Origin of the sequence: Bradyrhizobium pachyrhizi (assembly GCF_029714545.1) — a bacterium.
In the GTDB taxonomy this organism is placed as follows: domain Bacteria; phylum Pseudomonadota; class Alphaproteobacteria; order Rhizobiales; family Xanthobacteraceae; genus Bradyrhizobium; species Bradyrhizobium pachyrhizi.
In genome coordinates this window covers 7,284,040-7,306,149 of record NZ_CP121667.1, presented here as the reverse complement: position 1 = coordinate 7,306,149, position 22,110 = coordinate 7,284,040, and the positions used below count along the sequence as shown (strand labels likewise).

14 protein-coding genes and 3 pseudogenes are annotated in these 22,110 nt (G+C 57.4%); 5 read left to right on the top strand and 12 right to left on the bottom strand.

Annotated features, from left to right (window positions below):
• Positions 1-1,052: 1,052 nt before the first annotated feature.
• The 9 genes from QA639_RS34475 to QA639_RS34435 form a co-directional block, all read right to left on the bottom strand.
• On the bottom strand, positions 1,053-1,493 hold the full coding sequence (locus tag QA639_RS34475) for a VirK family protein (protein ID WP_283088317.1): 441 nt from the start codon (positions 1,491-1,493) through the stop codon (positions 1,053-1,055).
• A gap of 636 nt (positions 1,494-2,129) precedes the next feature.
• Positions 2,130-2,801 carry a hypothetical protein gene (locus QA639_RS34470; RefSeq protein ID WP_283090665.1) on the bottom strand — a complete coding sequence of 224 codons (672 nt, stop codon included), beginning with the start codon at positions 2,799-2,801 and terminating at the stop codon, positions 2,130-2,132.
• Positions 2,802-2,857: 56 nt separating this feature from the next.
• Positions 2,858-3,607: a P-loop NTPase family protein gene (locus QA639_RS34465; protein ID WP_283088316.1), complete on the bottom strand. Its 750-nt coding sequence runs from the start codon at positions 3,605-3,607 to the stop codon at positions 2,858-2,860.
• Positions 3,608-5,479: 1,872 nt separating this feature from the next.
• Positions 5,480-7,663 carry a hypothetical protein gene (locus tag QA639_RS34460; protein ID WP_283088315.1) on the bottom strand — a complete coding sequence of 728 codons (2,184 nt, stop codon included), beginning with the start codon at positions 7,661-7,663 and terminating at the stop codon, positions 5,480-5,482.
• A gap of 528 nt (positions 7,664-8,191) precedes the next feature.
• Complete coding sequence (locus QA639_RS34455) at positions 8,192-9,130, bottom strand: hypothetical protein (RefSeq protein WP_283088314.1); 939 nt, start codon at positions 9,128-9,130, stop codon at positions 8,192-8,194.
• Between the two features lie 293 nt (positions 9,131-9,423).
• Positions 9,424-10,389 (bottom strand): DUF4268 domain-containing protein, encoded by a 966-nt coding sequence (locus tag QA639_RS34450; protein WP_283088313.1) that lies wholly within the window; start codon positions 10,387-10,389, stop codon positions 9,424-9,426.
• Between the two features lie 430 nt (positions 10,390-10,819).
• Positions 10,820-11,401 (bottom strand): hypothetical protein, encoded by a 582-nt coding sequence (locus QA639_RS34445; RefSeq protein ID WP_283088312.1) that lies wholly within the window; start codon positions 11,399-11,401, stop codon positions 10,820-10,822.
• Positions 11,402-11,685: 284 nt separating this feature from the next.
• On the bottom strand, positions 11,686-11,934 hold the full coding sequence (locus QA639_RS34440) for a hypothetical protein (RefSeq protein ID WP_283088311.1): 249 nt from the start codon (positions 11,932-11,934) through the stop codon (positions 11,686-11,688).
• Between the two features lie 16 nt (positions 11,935-11,950).
• Entirely contained in the window at positions 11,951-12,613 is a 663-nt protein-coding gene (locus QA639_RS34435) for a hypothetical protein (protein ID WP_283088310.1), read from the bottom strand.
• A gap of 1,133 nt (positions 12,614-13,746) precedes the next feature.
• On the opposite strand from QA639_RS34435, the gene QA639_RS34430 reads away from it, so the two are divergent.
• The 3 genes from QA639_RS34430 to QA639_RS34420 all read left to right on the top strand — a co-directional run bounded on the left by QA639_RS34430 (position 13,747) and on the right by QA639_RS34420 (position 15,796).
• Positions 13,747-14,238 carry a hypothetical protein gene (locus QA639_RS34430; protein ID WP_283088309.1) on the top strand — a complete coding sequence of 164 codons (492 nt, stop codon included), beginning with the start codon at positions 13,747-13,749 and terminating at the stop codon, positions 14,236-14,238.
• A 44-nt stretch (positions 14,239-14,282) separates the two neighbouring features.
• Positions 14,283-14,660: a hypothetical protein gene (locus QA639_RS34425; RefSeq protein WP_283088308.1), complete on the top strand. Its 378-nt coding sequence runs from the start codon at positions 14,283-14,285 to the stop codon at positions 14,658-14,660.
• 305 nt (positions 14,661-14,965) lie between these two features.
• Entirely contained in the window at positions 14,966-15,796 is an 831-nt protein-coding gene (locus tag QA639_RS34420) for a WYL domain-containing protein (RefSeq protein ID WP_283088307.1), read from the top strand.
• A 376-nt stretch (positions 15,797-16,172) separates the two neighbouring features.
• On the opposite strand, the gene QA639_RS34415 is transcribed toward QA639_RS34420, so the two are convergent.
• The 3 genes and pseudogenes from QA639_RS34415 to QA639_RS34405 all read right to left on the bottom strand — a co-directional run bounded on the left by QA639_RS34415 (position 16,173) and on the right by QA639_RS34405 (position 19,867).
• The gene (locus QA639_RS34415) at positions 16,173-17,444 is read right to left on the bottom strand and encodes a hypothetical protein (RefSeq protein WP_283088306.1); all 1,272 of its coding nucleotides are present in this window, start codon (positions 17,442-17,444) and stop codon (positions 16,173-16,175) included.
• Between the two features lie 359 nt (positions 17,445-17,803).
• Positions 17,804-18,163: pseudogene (locus QA639_RS34410) on the bottom strand (MFS transporter); the annotation flags it as partial.
• A 1,197-nt stretch (positions 18,164-19,360) separates the two neighbouring features.
• The gene (locus tag QA639_RS34405; protein ID WP_283088305.1) at positions 19,361-19,867 is read right to left on the bottom strand and encodes an avidin/streptavidin family protein; all 507 of its coding nucleotides are present in this window, start codon (positions 19,865-19,867) and stop codon (positions 19,361-19,363) included.
• A gap of 1,311 nt (positions 19,868-21,178) precedes the next feature.
• Here QA639_RS34405 and QA639_RS34400 point away from each other — a divergent pair.
• Positions 21,179-21,481: pseudogene (locus tag QA639_RS34400) on the top strand (hypothetical protein).
• Positions 21,478-21,914: pseudogene (locus QA639_RS34395) on the top strand (PIN domain-containing protein). Before QA639_RS34400 ends, QA639_RS34395 begins: the two co-directional pseudogenes overlap by 4 nt.
• Positions 21,915-22,110 lie beyond the last annotated feature (196 nt).

The following is a 22,110-nucleotide window of genomic DNA, read 5'->3' as shown; positions in this document are numbered from 1 at the left end:
AATGATTTTCGGATCGTTGCACTTGACCGCCGCTATTTCGTCGCCGTCGAAGGTCGCCGCGCGAGCAGCGACAGATCTTACACAAGGCTGGCCGGTTTTTGCGACCGTCGTTTGATAGTTCGCGCCACTCCGGCTCTGGGCGATCGGAAAGGGGATGACATTTCGATTGTGGACCGCATCGAGGTTGTACGCCGATGCCACAACGTGCGAGTAGCAATGACAGGATCCCGCGCACGGCCAACGACTGCCGGCTCGCCTTCGCGGGATCAAGATCCGTCGTATCTTCCTTAGCAACCCATCTTCGACGAATCTCTTCGCCACGTCCGACCTCCCTGACTGGCGACCGCAAGCTTCATTGATCGCCGCTTATCTTGTTCTCTCCCCATCCAGCAAATGGCATGCCGTCCAAGAAGCGTGCGAGCATTGCTCAAACGGACGAAATACCACGGGCTTTGCGACGTTCGCGTGGGTGCTTGCACCTTGGTCGGACTTGCGACATTGATGCCTCCAGCGGGTCATTGCAGAAACGCGACAAAACGTTGACGGGCCGACATGCTTTTTGTGCCGGCTCGCCCCACTGGATGAGCATGTCCTCCTACGGTCTCACTCGTGGGGCTCGTCTAGCGATTTCCGCGACCGAGCCCGGTCAGAGATCTTTTCAGCACCTCGAATCTGACTCAGCCAGCGACAAAGCATTACCGGAGTGGTCGCGGCCGGGTCGAACAGGGCTTTTCCAAGTCTGCCGACAAGTGTTCGATGTCGGGCAGGCCGCTGCCTCGGCTCATCTTGATTGCCACTTCACCTTGAATCTCACGCTGCCTCTGGCGCTGGATGGCAGACGTACATCGGGCGCCGGGAACTCTTGGAGAGCGCTCCTCGACTTATAATTGATGCTGCCGCCATGGCATCGGCGGAGTCCGTGGCCTGATCGTGTGGGCGCCGATGGATCGGCTTATCGCCCGGCAAAGGTCACCAGGGAGAGCGCAGAAAGCGCGCCAGCCATCAGCAGGCTGCGCGAAACTGCAACCGGCCGATGGCTACGCTGTGCCCGATTACCAGACGAACTTCGCGCCGTCCGGCAGTTCGCAGACGAATTCGCCTTGGTTCACGGCTTCCGCGGCTCCGGCTGCCAACTTGGACGCCCGCACGGTGAGCTTGCCGTCGCGGCCGAGGCTGTGGCGAATATATTCGGTTACCGGATGGCCCGAGCCGTCCAGGGTTTGATGCGCATCGGCGAAGCTGATCCCGTTCTGGGGGGACACCCTGAACGCACGGATAGCCAGCCCACCCTGCACGGCCGGACCGGGCTTGCCGCCTTCGGCGGTGGTGCAGCGGTTCAGGTCCAGTATGACCCTCACATTCTTGCCGTCCTGCAGGGCACTGAGCACCTCGGCGTATTTCGGCGAAAGCTCATCCGCCTTGGCGATCGCGTTCACACCCGCAGCCGACAGCAGTGACAACAGGATCGACAGGCATCTGCCATTGAACTGCATATGGTATTCTCCTCGATAGAGATCAAAGTGCGCGAAAGCACCAACTTGCCCGGCGTCGTATCCTTGACCAGCTTGGCAGAATCCGAACATCCGGCGCGTTTGCCTTCCGACAACACCATGCGTTGCAACCGCTGGCTAGTCATTGCGCAGGCTAATCGAACGTCACAAACTCGTATGTGAGGTTTCCGAACTGACGCGACGAGTTCCGCGTCCCTCGCTCAGAACCAAGTCCCATGCCGGTTTTGTCGTAACCGGTCGGCGGCATTCGCGAGCGTGTTGGCTAACGGCTATGAGGATCTCCGTGCTCCGCAATTATATTCAAGTGCACGCGCCATCATGATCTGGGCGGAGTAGGACCAGGCGATACAAACTTTAAATGGAAGACCCATGGACTGGATTATGTAGGCCGAAGCGAGTTCAGCTCGTTCTGCCATGCTCTACGCCCGGCTGGTTCGACAGTCAGCGCACCGCCCGCGCGATCGCCTATTGCGAGTTCGCGCGGTGACCACATCGCGGAGGGTCTTGGCCATGGCCGACGACCGCCCTCATAATCGGACAATTGGTGCAGTCGACCCGAGTGAGTGAGTCTGGGTCCCGCAATTGTGCGATACAGACCACCGACATTGAATCCGCGAGTTAGTATGGTCTCCGTATCTGAGCAGTCATTTCCAAGTCTCGAAGAAGGGTATAGTTGCCTCGAATCCATTGATGCAGCTCGGTCGACCAATCCGTCTCGTTGCGCAGATATCCAGTGAAGGAAAAACTCAGTCGGTCTATGTAGGTCTTTAAAAATGTCGGCAACGCGGGGATCCGGAGGACAGGCCCGTCATCCATGATGTCAGGTAGTGGGCCACGCAGAACGAATTCGTTGTGGACGGTGACCAGCGCCCCTGGAGGGGTCTGTCGCCGCAGCATCTCGTAACTGCGCCAGGACACACGATCAGTGCCTGCGATGAATAGGATGATCGGGACGACAAAACGGCGCACCGTCTCTTTCATGAAGCGGATCTCTTCGCACGTCTTGAAGAATTCATCAAAGGCATGAAAGCCGAGGTCAATTACCTTGGCCACTCGATCGTGGACGATAAGCGGGTCGATCAACTGGACCTTGCCGTAAGTATCGATCACATCTGCGGTCTCCGTGATGTGAGGAAGGTAATCGAGCAATGACGGCTCCCTCAGATTGACATCGAAGGAGAGAGCCGTGCCGTTCTTCAGCACTAGGAACTCGCTTACGAGGCGAGCGATCAGGGTCTTACCGACCTGCGGGCTAGGAGAGCAGATGATGTAGATGGGCGTTGCTAACATAGCCGGCAGAATCAATCGAATTTCGTACGTGGGCCCGGCGCTCGCCGAATGCGCGGCTATTTCTCACCGCCGCGGGTCACCGACTTGGCGCCGGTCAATTCGGTCAAGTTGATGCGGTCATACTCCCTCCAGACATTTGCGAGCCAGTGACGGACATAGCCGCGCAGCACGAAAGAGTGGTTCGCCGGCTCGTCGCGCCGCCCCTTGTTCGCGATGAAGTCAACGAATGGCACGGAAGCGACCTCGACCTGCTCATAGGCCATCGCGTCGAGTTTGGGTATGGTAAGCTCGGTCGCATATTTGATGCGATGGAAATAGGAGTTGTAGGTCGACTGGTCCCACTGGAAGAATTGGGTGTCGTTGATGAAGTTCTTCACCAGAAAGTATTTCGCGCCGCTCATGAAATCGGCGGTTTCGGCGATCTCGTCCAGCGAGGCGATGGAAGGGCCCAGTATATGGAAGACGGCAAATGTGATTTGGCCGGACCGCGCGGCATCCAAAAAGCCGATGTCGCGCAAAGAGCCCAACGCCGAGGACAATAGGCCAGCCCGCGCATCGATCACCGTGACAGATAGTCCGGAGTTTAAGGTATCAAAGATCCTCATCTGATCCGCGGTCGTCGTCATATCGACGATCTCGGTGACGTCGGGGTGAAAGCGCTTCAACGTTCCCCGCGGTGATTCCGTATCGAAAGCGCGTGTCTGCACTTCATTGTTGCTGAAGTAGTCGAGAAGCGTTCGCGACACTGTCGTCTTTCCAACGCCGCCCTTGTCCGCGCCGACCACAATCACAACTGGTTTCACCATAGAATTCCCCTGAGGCACTCGCTCTCGCGCCGGCGCGACATGCGCCAGCGGTCGGGCCTCTGCTTTGGGTGGGAAAATGGCAGAACGAGGGACAATCGAGTTTATTACGACGTCAACAGAATGTTTGATCGACAGCTTCCATTGCCAAGGACGTTGAAAGCAATGACGATTAAAGAGCGGAGAGGGCGCCAGTTCTGATGTTGGTTCCAACGGATTTCCATCATTCGATCGAGCCGTCTAGCAAAAGGCCGGTCAGTTGGATGTTTGCGCTCGGATAACTGCCTCGTCGTTCGAACATGCAGCGGTACTAAAATGGCTTGAACCGCACGTAGCGTCAGGTTGTAGAAATGGAAAAAGTGGCGACGTAAGATATGGCGCGCGCGTCGATAACTAAGGGGAAAATCAAGAGAGATCCTGGGCCAGTGAGTGAGTCGGGGTGCAATCATCTCGAAGAGATGAGGCGTGCTCCCGCTGCAAGGCCAACTCGCATTCTCTTGATGCGGAGGTGTGATGACGTAGAATGGCGCAACCGTGGTGACGGGAGTTGGAGTCGAAGTTGCTTGCGTCGGACCTCCGCTGGAGTCGAGCAATAGGGGGGCGCAATCATCAAGACCGGTCAACCATTGCTCTCGCGCTGTCTGGGCGGGATCCGCGCATGGTTGGATTTTAAGAGCGCTTCGGTCGAAGACTCGCATCTCCCTCTAATAAGACATGCACGGCAGCCGCACTCTACCGGAGGCGTCAGTCAACGCTCCGTCTGGCCAGCTGAGCCGTTTGGTTTCCAGCGTGGCAAAACACTATTTTGCCCGGATGGAACACCGTCCGGTTCGGCACGCGGGCGGTAGATCCGAAGGAACGCCCGAGCTGCCAAGAGGCGAATATCATGATCTACCGCGGCAAGCTCACGCCTACCTTTGGACCGTCTCTGGTTTCTGCCCACCCTATCAATTGTAGAAGGGGAGTGCGTGTCGACGCAGTCACGCGACGCGCGAGGGAGTTGCGGGTGTCTTGCGGTAGACTGCCGCTCGTGGTGACACCCTCAGTCATGCCTCCAGAACCTGGATTCCGCGGGTCGCTGAATCGCATACCGGTCCCCCCCTTCCGGAGGCTGCAGCTCCTGAGGATGGGCCCTGGAACGCTTTATATCCACTAGAGGCTAGCGAGCGGGCGACCCAGATCACGCTCGGTCACAGGGCGGGCCGTCGTCCCGCCATGAGGCGATTCGGTCGATGGCAACTTGATTGCACGAGCGAGAAGCTGTGCCAGAAGATGTGCTTCGTACCGACGACGATCCGTTCGGATGTCATCCCGCTAGGCGTGAAAGGCCTGCATGTCCGCTGCGAACTGGTGGGCAACCTCCGGCGGGAGCGGTTTTTGGACCCGGTAGATAAGTGTCCCGAGCCGGTTTGACGAATCGAATCGGTGATGCACAATGAGTCTGCCTGTCCGTTTGCCACCAGTGGATTAGGCTACGATGGCCCCAGCACTCCGGCCCCCACGGCCCCAGAAGGGTGCTGGGGCTTTTCGTTCTTCAACAGGTTAATAGCTCATTCCCCAGCCAAGCGACCAGGAGATGCCCTGACCGGTGACCAATAGCGCGCGCCGATTCCAGCACCGGACCAAGACGAACCGTGGCCGGGAGAGCGATAGCGGGCAAGCACAAATTGAAAGAGGACCGAGCGCTCGGGGAACCTGAAAACGGCCACGCGCAGACCCAGGGAATACGCTCCTTCGAGAATAGTTCAGGATGGCCGGATCTAATCAAGAAGATCAACAGGCCTATGCTCTACCTGTGCAATGCTCCTTGGCGCGCCTGCTCGTGTTCGCCACCAGGTATCGTGGCATTTGCAAATACGCGGCGTCGGTCTGCCGTCACGCAGCGGAGTTGTGTACCACCTTCAAACCGAGCGAAAGCGAAGCAAATGTCGCAAACTCTGGCTCAACCTCGCTTAGCTGGCGGACATACGTCGGATAGTCCTCGGAGTCTTGATGCACAAATCCCATTTGCGGAATCGTTTCGCTCAGCCGCCGCAAGACCACCGGAGCGGTAGCCGGAATGAAGTGAGTACCCCCAGGGTTCGAGAGCGTAAGGATCAAGCCACGAGCGACCCCGTCATGGTCCGGACGGGTAACCATGATAATGCGGACCGCTCCTTTGTCGGCCGTGACCAAGCTCATGAAGGGCTTGCCGTCTGGGATGTAAACTTGTCCAACCTGAGAATGGCTGCTGTCCGGCCGATTGCGTTCCTCGAACACAAGGCTTGCGCGTTTGTCATCCCAATGGATGCTGACTTCGTAAGCGTTGACGACAGCAGAATTGCTGAATGTCGGCCGGAAGCAAACGTATCGTCCCTGCAACTCGTCCACGCTGTTTCGGTTATACGCTCCAAGTTCCTTTGATGCAGCACGTGGACCTATCCGCTCAGAGGCCTCGCTGATCGTATCATTTGATTGATCTCCGCAAGCGGCTGAACCTGCATCTGCGCCTATCGAGAGCGGCCGCAACGGAGCAAAAATGGTCGGCAGCTTGTTCGAACGAATGGACCTGGGGAAGATCGCAAGCACGATAGCACCCAGCACAAAACCGGCGACGCTTAGCGGTACAAGCAGCTTGATGATGCCTGGGCTGTTGCCCTGGATCTTTTGCAAGAATTCGCCGCTCAAAAGTTGTGTGATCAAAATCGTCGCAATTGCGAACGTTCCTGCGTTGAGCAGCCCTCCCAGGAGTGCGAACCGTATCCACCCCCACGTCCGCGTACCAAGGTGAGCGCACATCAATCCGATAGAGAAAGTACAAAGGAAAGGCAAAAGGACGAATGGCCAGCGGTCGGCGAATTCGGTGAGCGACTGCGTGAGTGAAATACTTCCGGTGTTGAGCAGATCCGGCACCAACGGCCACCCGATCCGCAAGACGATGCACAAGCCAACTACGACGAGAGCGGAAATCGTAAGCTCTGCGAGAGGCGGAAATTTCCAAACATTCTCTTCCTGTCGACGAATGAACCGTTGAGCTACCGCCGTACCCGCTATGACAGCCATTCCTAGCTGGATTGCCATCAGCACGGAGTACATGAATGTCTGGCTAAACGGTTGTTGTCCGGGTATCGCGATCGACATGAACAGGAACAAGACAATTATGACCAGAATCGAGGCAACCCATTGATCGCGTCCAAACGCTGGAGAGTGATCTCGCGGATTGAGACCCATGTTTGAAAGACGCTTACGCCGCTGGTTCTCCGTCACCTCGAGATAGAGTACCCACCTTGCGATAAGCCTGCAGATCGTCAATGAGAGGTCCTGAATATTCTTCTTGAGGGCCTCCTCCATTGCTCGCGTTGGCTTTGACGACGTGAAGCACGCTAGAGCGTTCTCCATGAGGCTGTCATACAGAGCAATGGATTGCTCCACGGCTTTCTCATTAAGTCGCATTATTCGTGTATAGGTGGATCGCCCGCTGACGTTCGTGGGAAAAGGAAGCGGGATGCCGGCATTGTCGGGCATGATGAACAGCCAATAGAGCGACACCGCTCGCGTAAAGCGTGACTCCAACGACCCATCATTGGCGAAGCGAAGGGCGTTCGCGCCAATGTTCTTGGTGATCTCTCGGGAAACAGTTTCGATGAGAGGTCGATCGGAGAGCAGCAATTGGCCATGCGCCAATTCGACGGCGAGTTGCTCAGCTTCGGCCGGGATTGCAGCGAGCTGGATACAAAACTGCCGCGCAGCCGTATCCATTTTGCTGACGAGCTTGAACTGTGAAGCCACCGTAATGAGCAGAAAGCCTACGACGGGAAGAGAAGGGCTTAGCCACTCATTTGCCTTTAGTGATTGGGCAATTGGAATGCCATCAATTCCATACCCTCCGGCGCTAACGAGAATGATGACCAGGAGCCAGAGCCCAATCAAGAGGGCATAGTAGAATAGCACTCCCGTGTAGAACAGGAGGAAAGTCGTTCCTGTTCGGTTTGTCGGCGGTCTACTGAAGCGTATCAGCGCAACCACGAATAATAGGAGACCGGATACAATCCATAACCCATGATTTACGACCGTGTGCATGGCCAACTCCCTGGGTATGCGTTACCGACGCATTGTTTTGTGATCCCTTTATTCGGCTTGCTGAACTCCAATGCGGACATACAGCTGGATGCTAGTCCAGCGCTAGATCCAGACAAGGATCATACCGATGCCGCGCGTCGAGAAATGTTAGCCAGTTCACATTTAACTGCTGGTTGTATCGAAATATCGTGCCTTTCATTGCCGGTACTAAAGGGCCGCGGCGATTTCGCAGCTTGCGCGATTACCTACCCGCGTGGTTGCTGCGGTGAAGGATGCGAAGGCGGTGGATGTTGGCATGAACGAGCGCGGGGCGTTAAAATCTATATCCTGCCGTCATATTTACTGATGGGGTGTAGTACGCACCAGCTTGGTCCAAGTGCGCGACAAACTCTGCTTCGCCACGGGCAAAATATGCCCCAAAATTACGCTCAAACCCAACACCGAATATTGCAAGCGGATTAATGTTGCGAGACGCAACTGAAGTGACCGGCCCCGGAGACGTGCTACCGCACCCAACTACTGCGATTGCTACGGAGCTATAGTCCGGTCGCGTCCGTTGCGCGATCGGTGAATTGCAGACAATGCCGAATTGTCGGTCGTCGAAACGCTGACAACTTCTTCGGCCCCCAATCCAATCTTGGAGAAAAGCAACCAATCTTCGTGGGTGATTCCAGCGCGAAAAGAGACGTCGGCCTGTTGTGGCCGAGATAGTTCAATCTTGCTGGTAGTGATCGATCGAAGATTGAATTGGGAAATGTTGTTGATCGGGTAGTTGTCCAAGAAACTCTGATCGCAAGCGTAACACGTCAAACTCAATGTCGTGAAGGGTAGGCTTGTGCGGCCGTGATCATTCGTGGCGCTGGCTGATGTCCGGTTGAAATTGTATTGATACCGAGCTTCAAAGCCGATCAAGAGCGGCCCGGAAGTCGCATTATAACCAGCAAGCAGTCCCAATTTTGATCCGTGCACAGAATCGGAGGGAACGTTAGGATATGAATTTAGGAAGTACGGATACGGGTAAGCGTTTGAGACTGTGCCCGCGCTAGTCAGATTGATGTCATAGCCGATTGTCCCACCAATGTAGCCGCCGTCAAACCTGCCGACCGGTCGCGATGCTGTAGGAATGGCGCGCTTCGGATTGATAGCAGAGGAGGGTGGGATCGCAGCATGCTGCTGCACGGCATTTGATCGTTCCTCAATTCGGGCCGCGGCATCATAGCAGGCGAGACGTTCTTTGCCGCTCGCTAGTCCGGCGCAGAACTTCAAATCATTTGAGATATCGGCGTGCGCCGGGCATGAGCTAACGATACAACCAACCAACAACAATGCCGCGCCATTCGGCACGAATGAAAGCGTCATAATCTTCTCTTCTTCGCGACCAGGGAGATCATCCCAGACAATTGATGGTATTTTTCTTGACTTGCCCTTGCCAGTCCGGTCCCAAGGTTTCGCGCGCGGGTAGAGCATTCGCCGATGCCGGATCTCCGTCTTTGAACATTTTAATGACCAGACCTTGGTTGGGCGCGAACATTGGAGTTCCGCCACTGGCCATTGCTACTCCGCCTCCGAGATTCTGAACGACAACCGGCGTGCTCCCCGCGTATGAAGCGCCGGCCTGAGGAGGAAACGGCCCTGTACAACCTCCAGCTTTTGGGTTCCAATCAGCGCGAGTGCCTGAGGGTGTAGTGCGCCAGGTGCTGATCAACGGCCCCAGCGGCCTGAGCTCCGGCCGTTTCATGTCCAAGAGTTGCAACAGGCCGTCAGAATGTGAGGTCTCTCACGCGAGGGGCGAAAACCCGGTGCATTTCGTTCAGCCGCTGGGCCAACCATATGAGTTGACGCGACCAATCCGATTCGTTGGCCGGGTCGGCTTGATCGAGAAAGACGGCGATGCGGGAGTCCTGCCCATCGGGGAGCTCTTGCCATTCCAGCGCGTAGCCGAGTTCACGCTCGATCTCGACTTTCTGATCCCTCAGGAGCCCGAAGATCGTCTTTGCCGGTGATCCGGTCAGATAGAGTTCAGCCCGGATTTGCTTCTTCTGAGTGTTCATCGCTCCGCCGATGCCCATGTGGCTTCGGCCTATCCGGTAATGAATCCAAGATTGAGGCTGCGCCTTGCGCTTTCCCGAGATCGGACCGCCGATCTCGTCGAGCTTCGCATTCAGCGCCGCCCAATATCGCGCCTGCATGAGTTTGGTCTCGGACTGCTCGCCATCATCGATCACGCGCGCGGCTTTCGCTACCGAGGTTGACCACTCGTTTGGCTTGGAAACGATGTTGAATTTCGGAGCGGCCGGTGAAGTGCCAATTCGCCACAACTCCACTTCCAAACCAAAGAAGCGGAAGCTCTCGTTGGTGATCTTGTTCAGCCAATCGAGCGTTGAGCGGTGCTCCTCCGTAAAGCGCGCGGCAATCCACACGATGATGACAGCCTCTAAACCCGACGCGTAAGTCAAGAGCTGCCCGAGATGAGTGTGGTCGGTGCGCTCAAGTTGATTTTCGATCAGCACCCAGCGGTCGGTGTCGATGTCCTTACACAGAAGGTCCGCCCGGAATGGACCGACTGCCCGTTCCTGCGCCTCCAATTCGAGGTCGATGTTCAAGGTCTCACCAAGAATGGTGATATTTTCCGGCCGCGCGAGCCACGGCGTGAAGCTGGTGGCCTCGCTGGTCCAGATGTCGCGAAGCTCAACTCGCTCAAGACGCCCTAACAGTTGATTGGTCATGTGCCTCGCGCCCTCGGAAATTGGGGAACCGAAAAAGATGTTTTCCCGCCAAAATCCTGACAGGCGTTTAACGGCCCAAGGCAGGGCCACCGGCGGAGCGGGACGATATAGATCCCCCGTGCGCGGCGCGCCGCAAGCTCCTGCAGCCTAACCCCCGGGACCTGCGATCGGGTATCGAAATCGTCTTACGCGCCCGCCTCCAAGAGCGTCTTCCCGGACTTTCTCTCTTGTCAGGGCAGGGTACGCCGCCATCACCTCAGTGATCACCTCCTCCAAATACGGCGGGTCCCTTTCCGACCTCGTCGTCGCCGCCGCCTTCTGGTCTCGATCTTGGTCTGACGTCATGGGCTCGGTATTGTCTGTCCGAGGTGGTGGCTTGGCAAGCTTCCTATCGGGCGCACCGTCGCGTCCCGGAACCGTTGAACCCCGATTATTTGCAGGCGATCTCCAGGTCATCCAGGTCACGAGGTGCGTGGCTTTCGTTGGCACCTGCGCCAATGAACTTCATGCTGATTTTGGGCGGCACGGCGAAGTCGATATCAAGGTAGGCGGTTCCCATCTTCATCGTGCTTTGAATGCGCTGTGCCATCGCGGCGCTGCTGATTACAGTGGACACCAAGAGACCGCCGCCGGTCGCTTTAGCGGCGATGGCATTCACCTTCTGAACATCCGCGTTTCCGCTCGACTTCAAGCGCAGCCGAGCTTTTGGCGGCAGACCCCACGTCACCCGAAACGTCGTGACCTCGTAACCCATCTGTTCGAGAATCGGCAGGGCCTCACCGAGTTGCTGCATAAAGGCACTGAATTCACCGGTAAATTTTCCCGTCGCATCCGAAAAATCGGGCAGCGATAGATCAGGCATTGATGGCAGCGAGACGGCTGGCATCGAAGGCATCAAATCGCGAGCGGACTTTGTGATGCTCTCAAGTCGGCTGGGTGGCGCTTTGTCCTCAGCATGAGCGATGCCGATGCCCGACGAGAACAGCACGATCAGCAGAGCAAACCTGTGCATTCGATACTCCCAGCGTCCCAATCGACGAGTTACGGCCTTAGCGCGAGGGTCCCGCGTCGCCCTCAGTTGGGCGCTGCAGGCAAACACTTGTTGATTCGGGCGTCCTGTTTCGTCCTTACGAAGCGGCACACCCCGAGGAGTGCCTCCTCGAAGACCTGATCCACCGACGGTGTGAGGCCCGCAGCGTCATACATCAAGCCGAGAGGAATACCTCGACTGCATTCATTCGCGTTTCGCATTCGATAGACAAGATCGTTGCATCGCTGTTGGCGCGCCCCAATTTCCTACCAAGCTTTATCTCGCATTACCTTGTCGGAGCGTTTGAGGTTGGCCTCTTCGGTCACTGCATCCGCTCGCAACTGACGAATTTGCTCGTCTGACATGAGCCAGACACGGTAGGCTCGCATTGCCGATAGCTCGGGTATCGACCAATCGTCTTGCTTGGCTTGATAGAGCAGGTCGCCGCCTATCAAGCCAGCCAGCCCGACCGCAAGAGCAACTCCTAGAGCAGGCCAACTGAACAAACGAGCCATTGGTGGATTTCCCAGACTACGGCGCAAAGGAGCCGACCAACGCCTTTGCAAATCCCGCGAGGGATGTTCGTGCAAGAGTGAGCGCTAGAAGCCCGATGGCAACTGGCACGCAAACCTCCAGACTCTTGCGCACGTGCCTGAGCACGCGAGGAAGCCGCCTGATCCCGATGCGGCCCTCCGCCTTTCTGACAGCAGCATTGGCGGCATCTTCTACCTTGCCATACGCATCCCACCAAGGCTCGGGTTCCGGAGTATAGTCGCCCTCGCGCATCTCGCGTTCCTGCTGAACCATATAATCGTCGGCTGACCTCGCCGAGGCGAGAGCGGCCTTTGTGCGCTCTCCCTCGATGTATCGGGTCACCAGCACGCCGGTCTCACGATCACGCAATAGATCGGTCGATGCGCGGAGGAGAAAGGTCACCAGTAGCAACAAGACTCCAAGCGCAAGCAGCATCGACAGCACATCTGAGCGCCATCCGAAATCCAAGGGAACGAGGCTCGTGGCTTGGAGACGGACGTTGAAGAGCACAGCCGTCATGCAGATCGCCGATGTCACGATAAGATGTCGCGCCGTGCGCATGGTTTCTTCGCCGAGCGGGTCTCCATAGAGACTCTCCAGGAAAGTACCAGCGGACATCGCGTCACCGTTCGCATCGTTGTTGTTTTTCTCGTCGGTCACTTGCGATGGAGTCCAGAAAGAGGCATGATCGCTGCCGTTGGGATTAAAGTCGTATCAAATCATCTCGAAGCCACGCGCTGACGATAGGCGTCGATCATCGCGCTCGTCACGTCATGCGGATAGCAGATTGGGGCAGCACCGCCGGGCCGCGAGTAGGCGCTCCTCGCACCGCAAGATCGACCGTTGCGCATTATGTCATCCGGACACGCGCAGGGCTTACCAGTCGAGTGATATTGATCCCGGCTCGCCTTGATCAGGATAGCGACGATGGCGGCGGCGGTCAGAGCGGCCTCGACCTTGCGCTTGGGCTCGGGCACCTTGTCAGGTGGATTGCTTTTGGCCGGTGCGGAACTTGGGATGGATGATGGCGGCCACGCGGCGATTGTCGGCTTTGGCGGCGCGACAACGACCGGTGGAACTGTGAAGGCGAGGGGCTTCGCTATGGCGGCGGATTGCTGCGCAACAGGCGGTGTTGGCACGCTTGTCGGCGCACCGTGACGACCAATTAAATAGGCTCCGAGGGCGGTAACGCCCAAGAGCAAAATAACAACCCCGCCTCGCATAATCTAAAAAATAGAGCGCAACCAGCAGGCGAGATCAATAGGGCGTGGCAGGTCATCGCACTAGACGTTAGTTGTGTGTGCGCGAAAGATATTCATCTTGTGATTGAATTGCGCTTCTTGAATTTAGAGCCCGTCTCGAATTTGGGGCATTCAAGGACAACTGCTTGAAGAAAATCGTGATTGTCGCAGTCGCACTGCTTTGCTCAACGGCGTTCGCACAAGCCAGAGGCGGCGGACACGGCGGAGGCCGGGTTTCCTACGGTGGAGGGTCATCACACCTCTAGTCACGGCGGTTCCTACTTCGGCGGATCAGGATCGTCTCATAGGGGCGGCTCGTATCGGAATCTCAGCACTGGCAACCGGTACGGCACCCACAGATAATTCACTCTTCATACCCCGGCATCCGAACTTCGGCGCTGGGGTTTGGTCACGGAGGGCGACTTTTGACTCTTTACGATAACGCATCTGATCAGGCCGTTTTGTTGCTTCCGTCGGGACAAACGCTGAAGGTGCAGGGCATCGAACTGTATCCAGCCGACGAATTGGGGAGCGGCCCGAAATCTCGGTACCGTGTCGACAGGTATTGGCTTCATTGGCTCTCCGGCATGGGCTATCGGTGCCAGCGCGGCACTTGGCTTCATCGAGTCGGCCGTCGCGGAGGCGAACAAGAAAGCAGGGCTTCGCTTGCTCGCCAAGGCTGAGGAGATGTGGACGGCGACCAGCCGCCGAGGCCTCCTATTTCGCGTTCTCGATATTAGCCGGATAGACCGACCGGCACCGAGTGCTTGGGTTGGAAACGTGCCGGCCTCGGAGCCTGTCTTCGTCGGTGCAATGGGGCGAAAGGAGAAGCGCCAGTTTCTCGAATTGTATGGCAAGACCGAGGCGGATGTCGTGAACGACCACGTCGAGCGCCGGACTTCGAGATCGTATGTTCACCATGGCGACGACTTTATCATGGTCGATACTGAATTCGGTTTGATGAATGTCAGATGGTCGAGTGTGGTGGGTTATGTCGCTCCGAGCCGAGCAGCGAGCCAGCCGCCGCCGATACCAACAATCTAGGATGCGAGGGCGTGCGCGCCCACGGGAGGGGGACACAAGTGTTAATGGCGCAAAAAATTTCGGAAGCCAAAACGCGGGTCCGGTATGGCAACAGAGAGGTGTCGCACGAGCACGACGATTGTATCCGTATTGCCTATGAGTGGCTGGATGCCCAGACCAAGATCAAGAGGCTGATGCGGCAGACCTTGCCCATCAAGCACATCATCGGGAAGTGGGGCGGACGCTACGTGTCACGGTCTGATGTCGAGGTCGCAGCCGAGTTGCACCCCGATGTCAGGGGTACGTACCCCCACTTCAACATCGGCTCTCGTCTTGTCCTTCCGTCCGACGCACGCTTGGTGAACATTCCAGAGGCGAAGACGCAAGACTATAAAATGACGGAGAGGCAAATCGCGCATACCTACGGCAGCCGTCGAGAATAGGGTTGCGGCGGAAGAAAAAGCGCTCCCTGTGGCTTAAGAGAGATTGCACATGCGGGGACGGCTCGCGTGCTACCAATCCATGTTGGCAGATCGATCAATTTCGGGGCCCAAAAGTGAGGCGGGCGTCACTCGCAGTCCGTGATTTTACGGGTTGGTCCCCTGGTTGAGCGTGACGAGGATGGACTTTCATGGCGGACGAGTGGGCGCCCCAGCTTGACCAACGGATTGCGACGGAACGGCAGCACGGCGCTTGCAGTTGGGCGAGACACAACGCAAGATAGAGTTTTTAAGAATGGAGGTGCGGTGTGGCTACTATTGTGCCTGAAGTTCGCTCATTCTTTCACGCTAAGATAAACGCTATCATTCCTCCGCCGGTCGCGCCAGCGGTAGTGCTGACAGTTCCGGATGTTGATACCGAAGATGAAGTTGGAGCCTTACGACCGTCGCCAGGTACGATCGAACATGCGGAGGGCCAATCGTTCGTTCTCCATTACAAAGATGCTGACGGAAATATCAGCACTCGATCGGTTAGCGTTTGGGCCATCCGTCATACCGGCGCTGGGATACCGGTATTAGTCGCGAGATGCTATCTTCGAAAGGCAACACGCTATTTCCGCGTGGATCGCATCGAAGCCGTCGCTGACTTCGACGGAGTCGTGATCGAGCCAACGAGTAAGTTTCTTGCGGATACCTTCGGGGTGCGATGGCCGCCATCGGGGCCAGAACTCGCCGCCACGGCCGAATTTCAGGTGCGTTGGTCTCGATTGAGAAAGATCTGCAGAGAGAATGGAGCGGCGCTCCTAACTGCCGTTGGCCTCGCCGATGGCGAGTTGGTGCCCGATGAAGTGGGAGCTATTCTTGATTTCGTCGCGAAGTGTTGTGGGCGAGTTAGCTTTGATTGCGGACAGCGAGAAAACGATCGATTGCGTCTCTACATTCGTCGGCTTCGGCCAACCCCAGAACTAATCGATCGTGCCGTCGATCATATGGCGCAAAGCGATCCGGCGACGGTCGTGGAAACGCTGTCCGCATGCGTGCGGGTGATGGAGGCGGACGGGCACATTCATCCGGCGGAAAGAAAAATGCTGGACGCGTTTTCTCAGGCCATGACGGGGCTGCCTTTGCAATATCCATAGCAGGTGGCCTCGAGTATCCGAGCAGCCGCGCCTCTTCATCCATAATGCTCGTTTCAAACGAGTTCGCGACCGCTCGAAACAAGTCCGGCAAATCAGGATCTTTAGGGGCGGCATTACATCCGGCCCCCGCAACGACATAAAGACCAACTTTCTTCGCGAAGGCCGCCGCGCCGTCGGTCCATGCGCGGTCGTCAAAGCCTCTTCCGAGAAGCGCGACGGGTTTCTTGCCGGCGCGCATGGCTAGGAAATCCAGTATCTCTTGAGGCCGCATCATGACGTTCGAGTGATCGGACTCGTCGAACGGGAGCGCACGCAGCTGTTCAACGTGCCGCGGAGCAGTGGCTTATCCAATGGAGGTCTCCGCACAATTGAGAATTCAGAAACCTAGTCTGCTCCTGATCCAGCCGGATTGACCGACCAGGTCGTTGTTGGCTCCCGGGCCGGTGGTAAGATCGTGAAATACGTCGGCCTTGGCCTTTGGGGTGAGGCTCTGAGCCGATTGCTGGATGATGAGAACCTGATTGGTTGCTTTGCTGTTGTCGGACGCATCGCGCGCGGCTTGGACGCTGGCGGGTACGGCGCGCGGATCCTGCAACAGAAAGAGGAACTCAGCCGCCTGCATACGGACGGTCTTGTCGTCGTCCGACGCGGCGCTCACCAAAAGCGGAAAATCGTCCAGCTTGAGCGCAGCCGAAATAGCCGAGCGCTGATTAGGCGATCGCCGTATCATTTCATCAAGAGCATACACGACGCCAAGACGCACGCGATAGTTCTGAGAACTCCCGCGGAAGGCATCCATCATTTGAGGTATCGTAGACGGATCCCCTGTGGAGAGCTGGTCGCGAGCGTTCCTGCGTTCGGAAGTATCGTCACTTTTCAGCTTCTCGATGAGGTCTTTCATGTTGGATGGTTGATCCGGCGCCGTTTGCGCTCTAGCTGCGGAAATGATCAGGTGGGTGATCGGATCGGAGTTGAGCCAGCTTGCATGGCGCGTGGCGTCCCGGGACCCCTCAAGGCTTTCGCGTTCGGAGAAGATGACCTCCCGGCCGTCTTTGACGACGCGTTTATCGTAGTCGAACGTCCACTGGATCTGCTTGTCGGCATCCAAGCCGTCCGAAAGATAGCGCGACTGGATCGTCTCCGCGTCTCCTATAAGCTCAAAGAACTCCCGGCCGTCGCCCTTTTCCGTAGTGTCCACCTGCAGACTGAGGCGGCTGCTCTTCAGCTTCTTCTCCAGCAATACGAATCGTACGGAGGACGTGGTTCTGTCGCGGTATTCGTACATTGGTTGTTCATCGATGATGCGGACGTCCGCTACCTTCGAGAAATCACCTCGGAGCTGGCCTTTCTTGAGCACTAAGGAGGGGGACGGGTAGTGCTGCAGGATCAGGAAAAGGACAATCGCGAGCGCGCCCGCGCCGGTGACAGTCCAACCGGCCCAGCCTCCCTTCGCAGTCGATCCGAAGGAGGCGAGGACTAGGCCGAAGCCGACGCATGTCATGAGCGACGACAATTGGGAGCCCCGTCCGTACGACCAAAGACCGATCCCGAAGAAGATGAGGGCGAGACCTACGATCACGCCTGCGTAGATCAAGTTCTGCGGAATAGAGATCGTCTTCGAATTATCGATTGCAGGAGTGTCAGCCACGGCCTTTCCTCCAAAATATAACTTCGCTAAGATAACAATCTAAGATAGCAGAAATTGTCTAACGGTCAATTGCGAGTATGGGCCCGTACCCGGGCGCCTCGCGCTGCATCGCAAGCAAGTCTCGCCAGCTTCCCTGTGATTGTAGTTGTTCGTAGTACACGCCCCTTTGACACCAATCGACGATTTCCGTCTATGAGCGCTTGAGGGATGTCGCGCACGTGTTGCGCGCTCTGATCTTTTGAAAAGCCGAGCCGCCGGGAGCGCGTCTCAGATTCAAAGCTGTCAGAGGAATAGGTCGGAGGCCCACCAGCCCGACCGCCGGAACGTACATCCTCCGAACGCGAACCACGGCGTTCTTGCACAAGCAAGAGGTTCGGTGTGACCAGACCCAGCCAGGCGACCACCGTCAGTGCGGTTGCGCCGGCGAACGAGATGCCAAGCGCAGCCAATGCCACGATACGTCGGTCATACATATCAGCGATCGCGCCGGCTGGTATCGAAATCAACATCACCGGCAACAGCAGCGCGGTCTGCACCAACGCGACCTTGTCGGCCGAGGACGTCATCTGCGTCATCGCCCAGGCCGCGCCCACACCTTGAATCAAGATGCCGAGGTTGGAGAGGAGGCTCGCAAGCCAAATGCGGCGGAAGGTCGCGTGCCGCAGCGGCGCCGTGATGCCGTCGGCGTTGCGCGTCTGGACTTTGGCTGGATCGATCATATCAGCTCACCATGATTTAGCACGATTCGATTCTCGTGCGAATCACAATGATGTTCATGGTGCGATATCACGTTCAAACATACGCGCGGTCACGAGAAGTGCGATCGCTCTATCGTTTTGATACGAGCGATGATCCTGCTGCGTCGCCGTCATGCGGCTCATAACAACCGCGAGTCGCGCAGTGAGGGGCCGCGAAATGGTCTCCGTTCCGAGGTGATACTTGGGTGAGCGTGGAAAGCTGTCACGTCCGTGGTGATCGGCCTCTACCTAAGTAGCGGATTGGCATCCAATATTCATGCACGGCCCTGACGGCCGCTGGGACGTTGGGGTGAGCGTCAAGCCGACAACCGCCGGTCCCGCGTCTGGTTTATGGGCTCCGAGCAGCGGACGGCCATGATTGACGTTGCCGGAGTCCCGCAACGGCGCCCCACGGGGACGTCTGAGCCGCATCGCGGCATAGAAACCGTCTCGCACCAGGGGCGCGGATCGATATCGCCATTGCGGGGACCTTCGGCCCGAAGCGATCGGGCGGGGTCGAGAGGAGGCGAAGTCGTTGCGGCGGAACGGATCGCGGCGAAGTCCGGCGGGCTGCTTTCCAGTTCCGGGAGAGTAGCTCGTGGGGCTGATGGCGCTTGGTTCGCCCCGACACGATCCCCTCAAGCACGCGGGCAGGTACGCGGCGGGTCTTCGGTTCCAACGCTCTCAATGATACGCACCGAAAATTGCGAGTGGGGCGGTCACGCAACGGCTATCAGGGCGGAGCTCATGACGCATTCCGTACACTACGTACAGACTGATTGCGTTCCCACATACGAGATCCTCGTAGGCCGGCCCGGCCTTTCGCTTCTCTCCCGGACGACGGCCGGTGAGCCCATCGGACTTCATCGGCAATCGATGAGCGCAAGATAGATCGCAGATCGATACGAGAGGCAGCCGGGCAGGGACGCTCGTCCACGATGACCATGACGAATCCTTCAGGGCGCGCCGCGAACATCGGACGAATCCGAGGTGTTTCGCGTGTAGGCCATCGACGGCGATGCGACGTCTTGGGAAGCGAGTGCCTGCAACCGGCGACATGGAGAGCCGGCTGTTTTGCAGACGCCGTGAAGTGCCTGCTGCATTTGGCCTCTTTGCCAGCAATCGAGGAAGACTGCGTGACGAACGTCGTTCGAAACGTCGCCACGCAGACTAGTTATGTCATTTGCGGTTCTTCGTGTTCGAGAGCTTTTCAACTGCGCCGCCCGTGGCTGCCTCGCCACCAGCTAATGGCAATTTCGACCTGTCGCCGTTAGCGAAAGTGAAGGTATCGGCCCCGGCACTGATGCCATTCCATGCCACCGGCTCGGCGAGCGAAAGCAGCCAAAGGCCCTGGAAGCCCGACGCAGCGTTGAGCTGTCCAGTCCACACGGTGGTCGAGCCGCAGCCTACGAAATTGACCGAAAAGCTGATCGCCGTGCCGTTATTGGTCTGGGCAAGCCAGCCTGTCATGGCTTGAGGCGCGCCTTCATCGCAGCTATTGCTCGCGTTGTTGGTATAGGTGCCGGAAATCGCGCCTGTGCTCTGGTTGTAGCTGTTGACCGCTAGGGTTGAGCCATATTGGTTGGTCCAGGTCCAGAGGGGTTGCGCGTTTGCCGGTCCCGCCAGTAGCAGCCCGAGGCAAGCCATGCCCATCCATTTCGCCAATTTCCAGTTTGTTTGAGACATACCCGACTCCATATCGCTCCAGAAGCGGAGCTGGCTGCATATAGACCGGATGGCTTGCAATTTAAACGGGCAATACATTCCAGTTTCTCTAAAAGGTAGAGGTGCTGAAGAGGCTCGCTCTCTTAGTTCAGTTTGATGAGGAGGGGGCCCCGCGGTAACCAGAACAGCGCGTGACCGCGTCGCTGCACTGGTGTTGCCGTGCTGTAGCAACTGCCGTGCCATCAATTGACCCGACGCTATCGCCTTGGTCTAGATTCCTCCAAGACCGTGAGGATCATCCATTGTGGTTGGGTAATGCCGAGCTCTCTGGCCGTGTGTGCCAGCGAGCTCGCGGAGATGTGCGTTGATGGACTCGACGTCCCAGCCAAGTCCGTGGAGGAAGCCGGCTCTCTGCCGAGCTTGCCCGGGACCGGAAGAGTTGTCCTTGCACGTTTCGCGGGTGGCATCGCTTCAATCTCGGCCCGAGGCTCCTTGGCTGATTTAAGTTAGAGAAATTCTGTTCGAGTAGCAGATTAAGTTGGTACGGATCGGACCATCACGGGGCGACGGTTGAGCTCTTTCCGTGGAAGTGATTAAGGGATGATGTCGTCGTTCGGCAGCGCATTTGCGTCGGATTCTTGTTTCGTGCCGAAGATTTTCTGCGTTGATCGGGTCGAGCCAGACGGCATCGTTTTGATGGACACACCAGGGTGTAGCGACGTCACTGCCGTATCCCTCGATGACCTGCGCGAGATGTGGAGCTTCGTAGGACGACTGAGCGCGCTGCCTTCTCTCAGCAAATAAGCGCGAAAGGGCCGGAGGCGCACAATTTCTTTGTGAACGCACGCTAACCGTCAGTCCATTTGAAACTGTTTTTGTCTCATCTCTGCAGCTTCCCATCAGTGAAGCTATCGACCATCGTCCAACCTTGCTTCTCGGCAGAGCCGCAACTGATCTTCGATCGATTCGTCGCGCTGATTGTGGGACAAGCAGCGGGCGTAAAGTTCGATCTTCATGACGCCCCCTTAGTCCGGGAGGCGGTCACGCTTATGGCTGTTAGTTTCGGCTTGAACGAAATCCCGCGCGGCTTGCCGGGCGAGCGATCGCACCTGATTGACAAGGATCAGGCTTGGACCCGACGAGGCAACAGTGGTTCTGGGCGTCGAATCGAGACCACGTGTCGTTCCTCTCGCTTCGCGCCACCGCCGCGTCTCTCCATTGCGCAGATTGTTCCGCATCCTAACAAAGGCGTCGACGCCTTGCAGCGAACCAAGGTTCGGCTATGTATCCAGATATTTCGGCTATGTATCCAGATATAGTGTGGAGGCGACACTGAGCAAGAGCGCGCAGAACAGGGTGATCCAAAATTACCGATCCCGGCTGACGAAGCGTGGCATTGTGCGGTTCGAGCTCCAAGCCCTCGAGACCGATCGCGAGCTCATCAGGGAGCTTGCGCGCAAGCTGAGCTAGGAGGGGCCGGAAGCTGGCAATCTCCGACGCACGGTTCAACAGGCCGTTTCTGGTGAGCCCCCCAAGGCCGGTGGCATCTTGAATGCATTGCGTCGCTCGCCACTCGTCGGCGCCGATCTCGACCTGATGCGTCCGCGCGTAGAAGGGCGCAAGGTCGATCTGTGACGCGCTATCTTCTCGACACCAACATCATCAGGAATGTCGTCAAGCCGCAGCCGTCAGAGGCGCTACTGGCTTGGATGGCAGCACAGCGAGATGAGGATCTGTTCATCGCATCGCTTACGGTCGCGGAAATCCGGCGCGGCATCCTCGAAAAGCCACGCGGAAAGAAGCGGGATGCTCTCGATGCGTGGTTCTCCGGCCCGGAGGGGCCTCAGGCCTTGTTCGCCGGCCGCATTCTGGCATTTGACAAAAAAAAGCCGGGCTTATCTGGGCGCGACTCACGGCTGAGGGCAAAACTGCCAGGCAGCCGCGCAGCGGGCTCGACATGATCATCGCAGCCGTTGCGGGAGTAAACGAATGTACTGTCGTAACGGTTAACGAGAGGGATTTCTCCGGAGTTCAAATCACAAATCCGATGTGTGGAGGCGCGACGTGAGCGGCATCTAGGTCTATCGATGAGCACCTCAATGACGACCTCGTCGACTTTGTTCGAGGTCCCGGCTTCGTCCTGGATTTATCCGACGCCAGCTTCTCTGACTTCCCTGGCTCCGAACAAATCCGACGGAGACCGTTGGCGAGCTTCCACATCTAACTGAGCGGCACAGGCCAAGACCTAAGCTGAATGACCTACT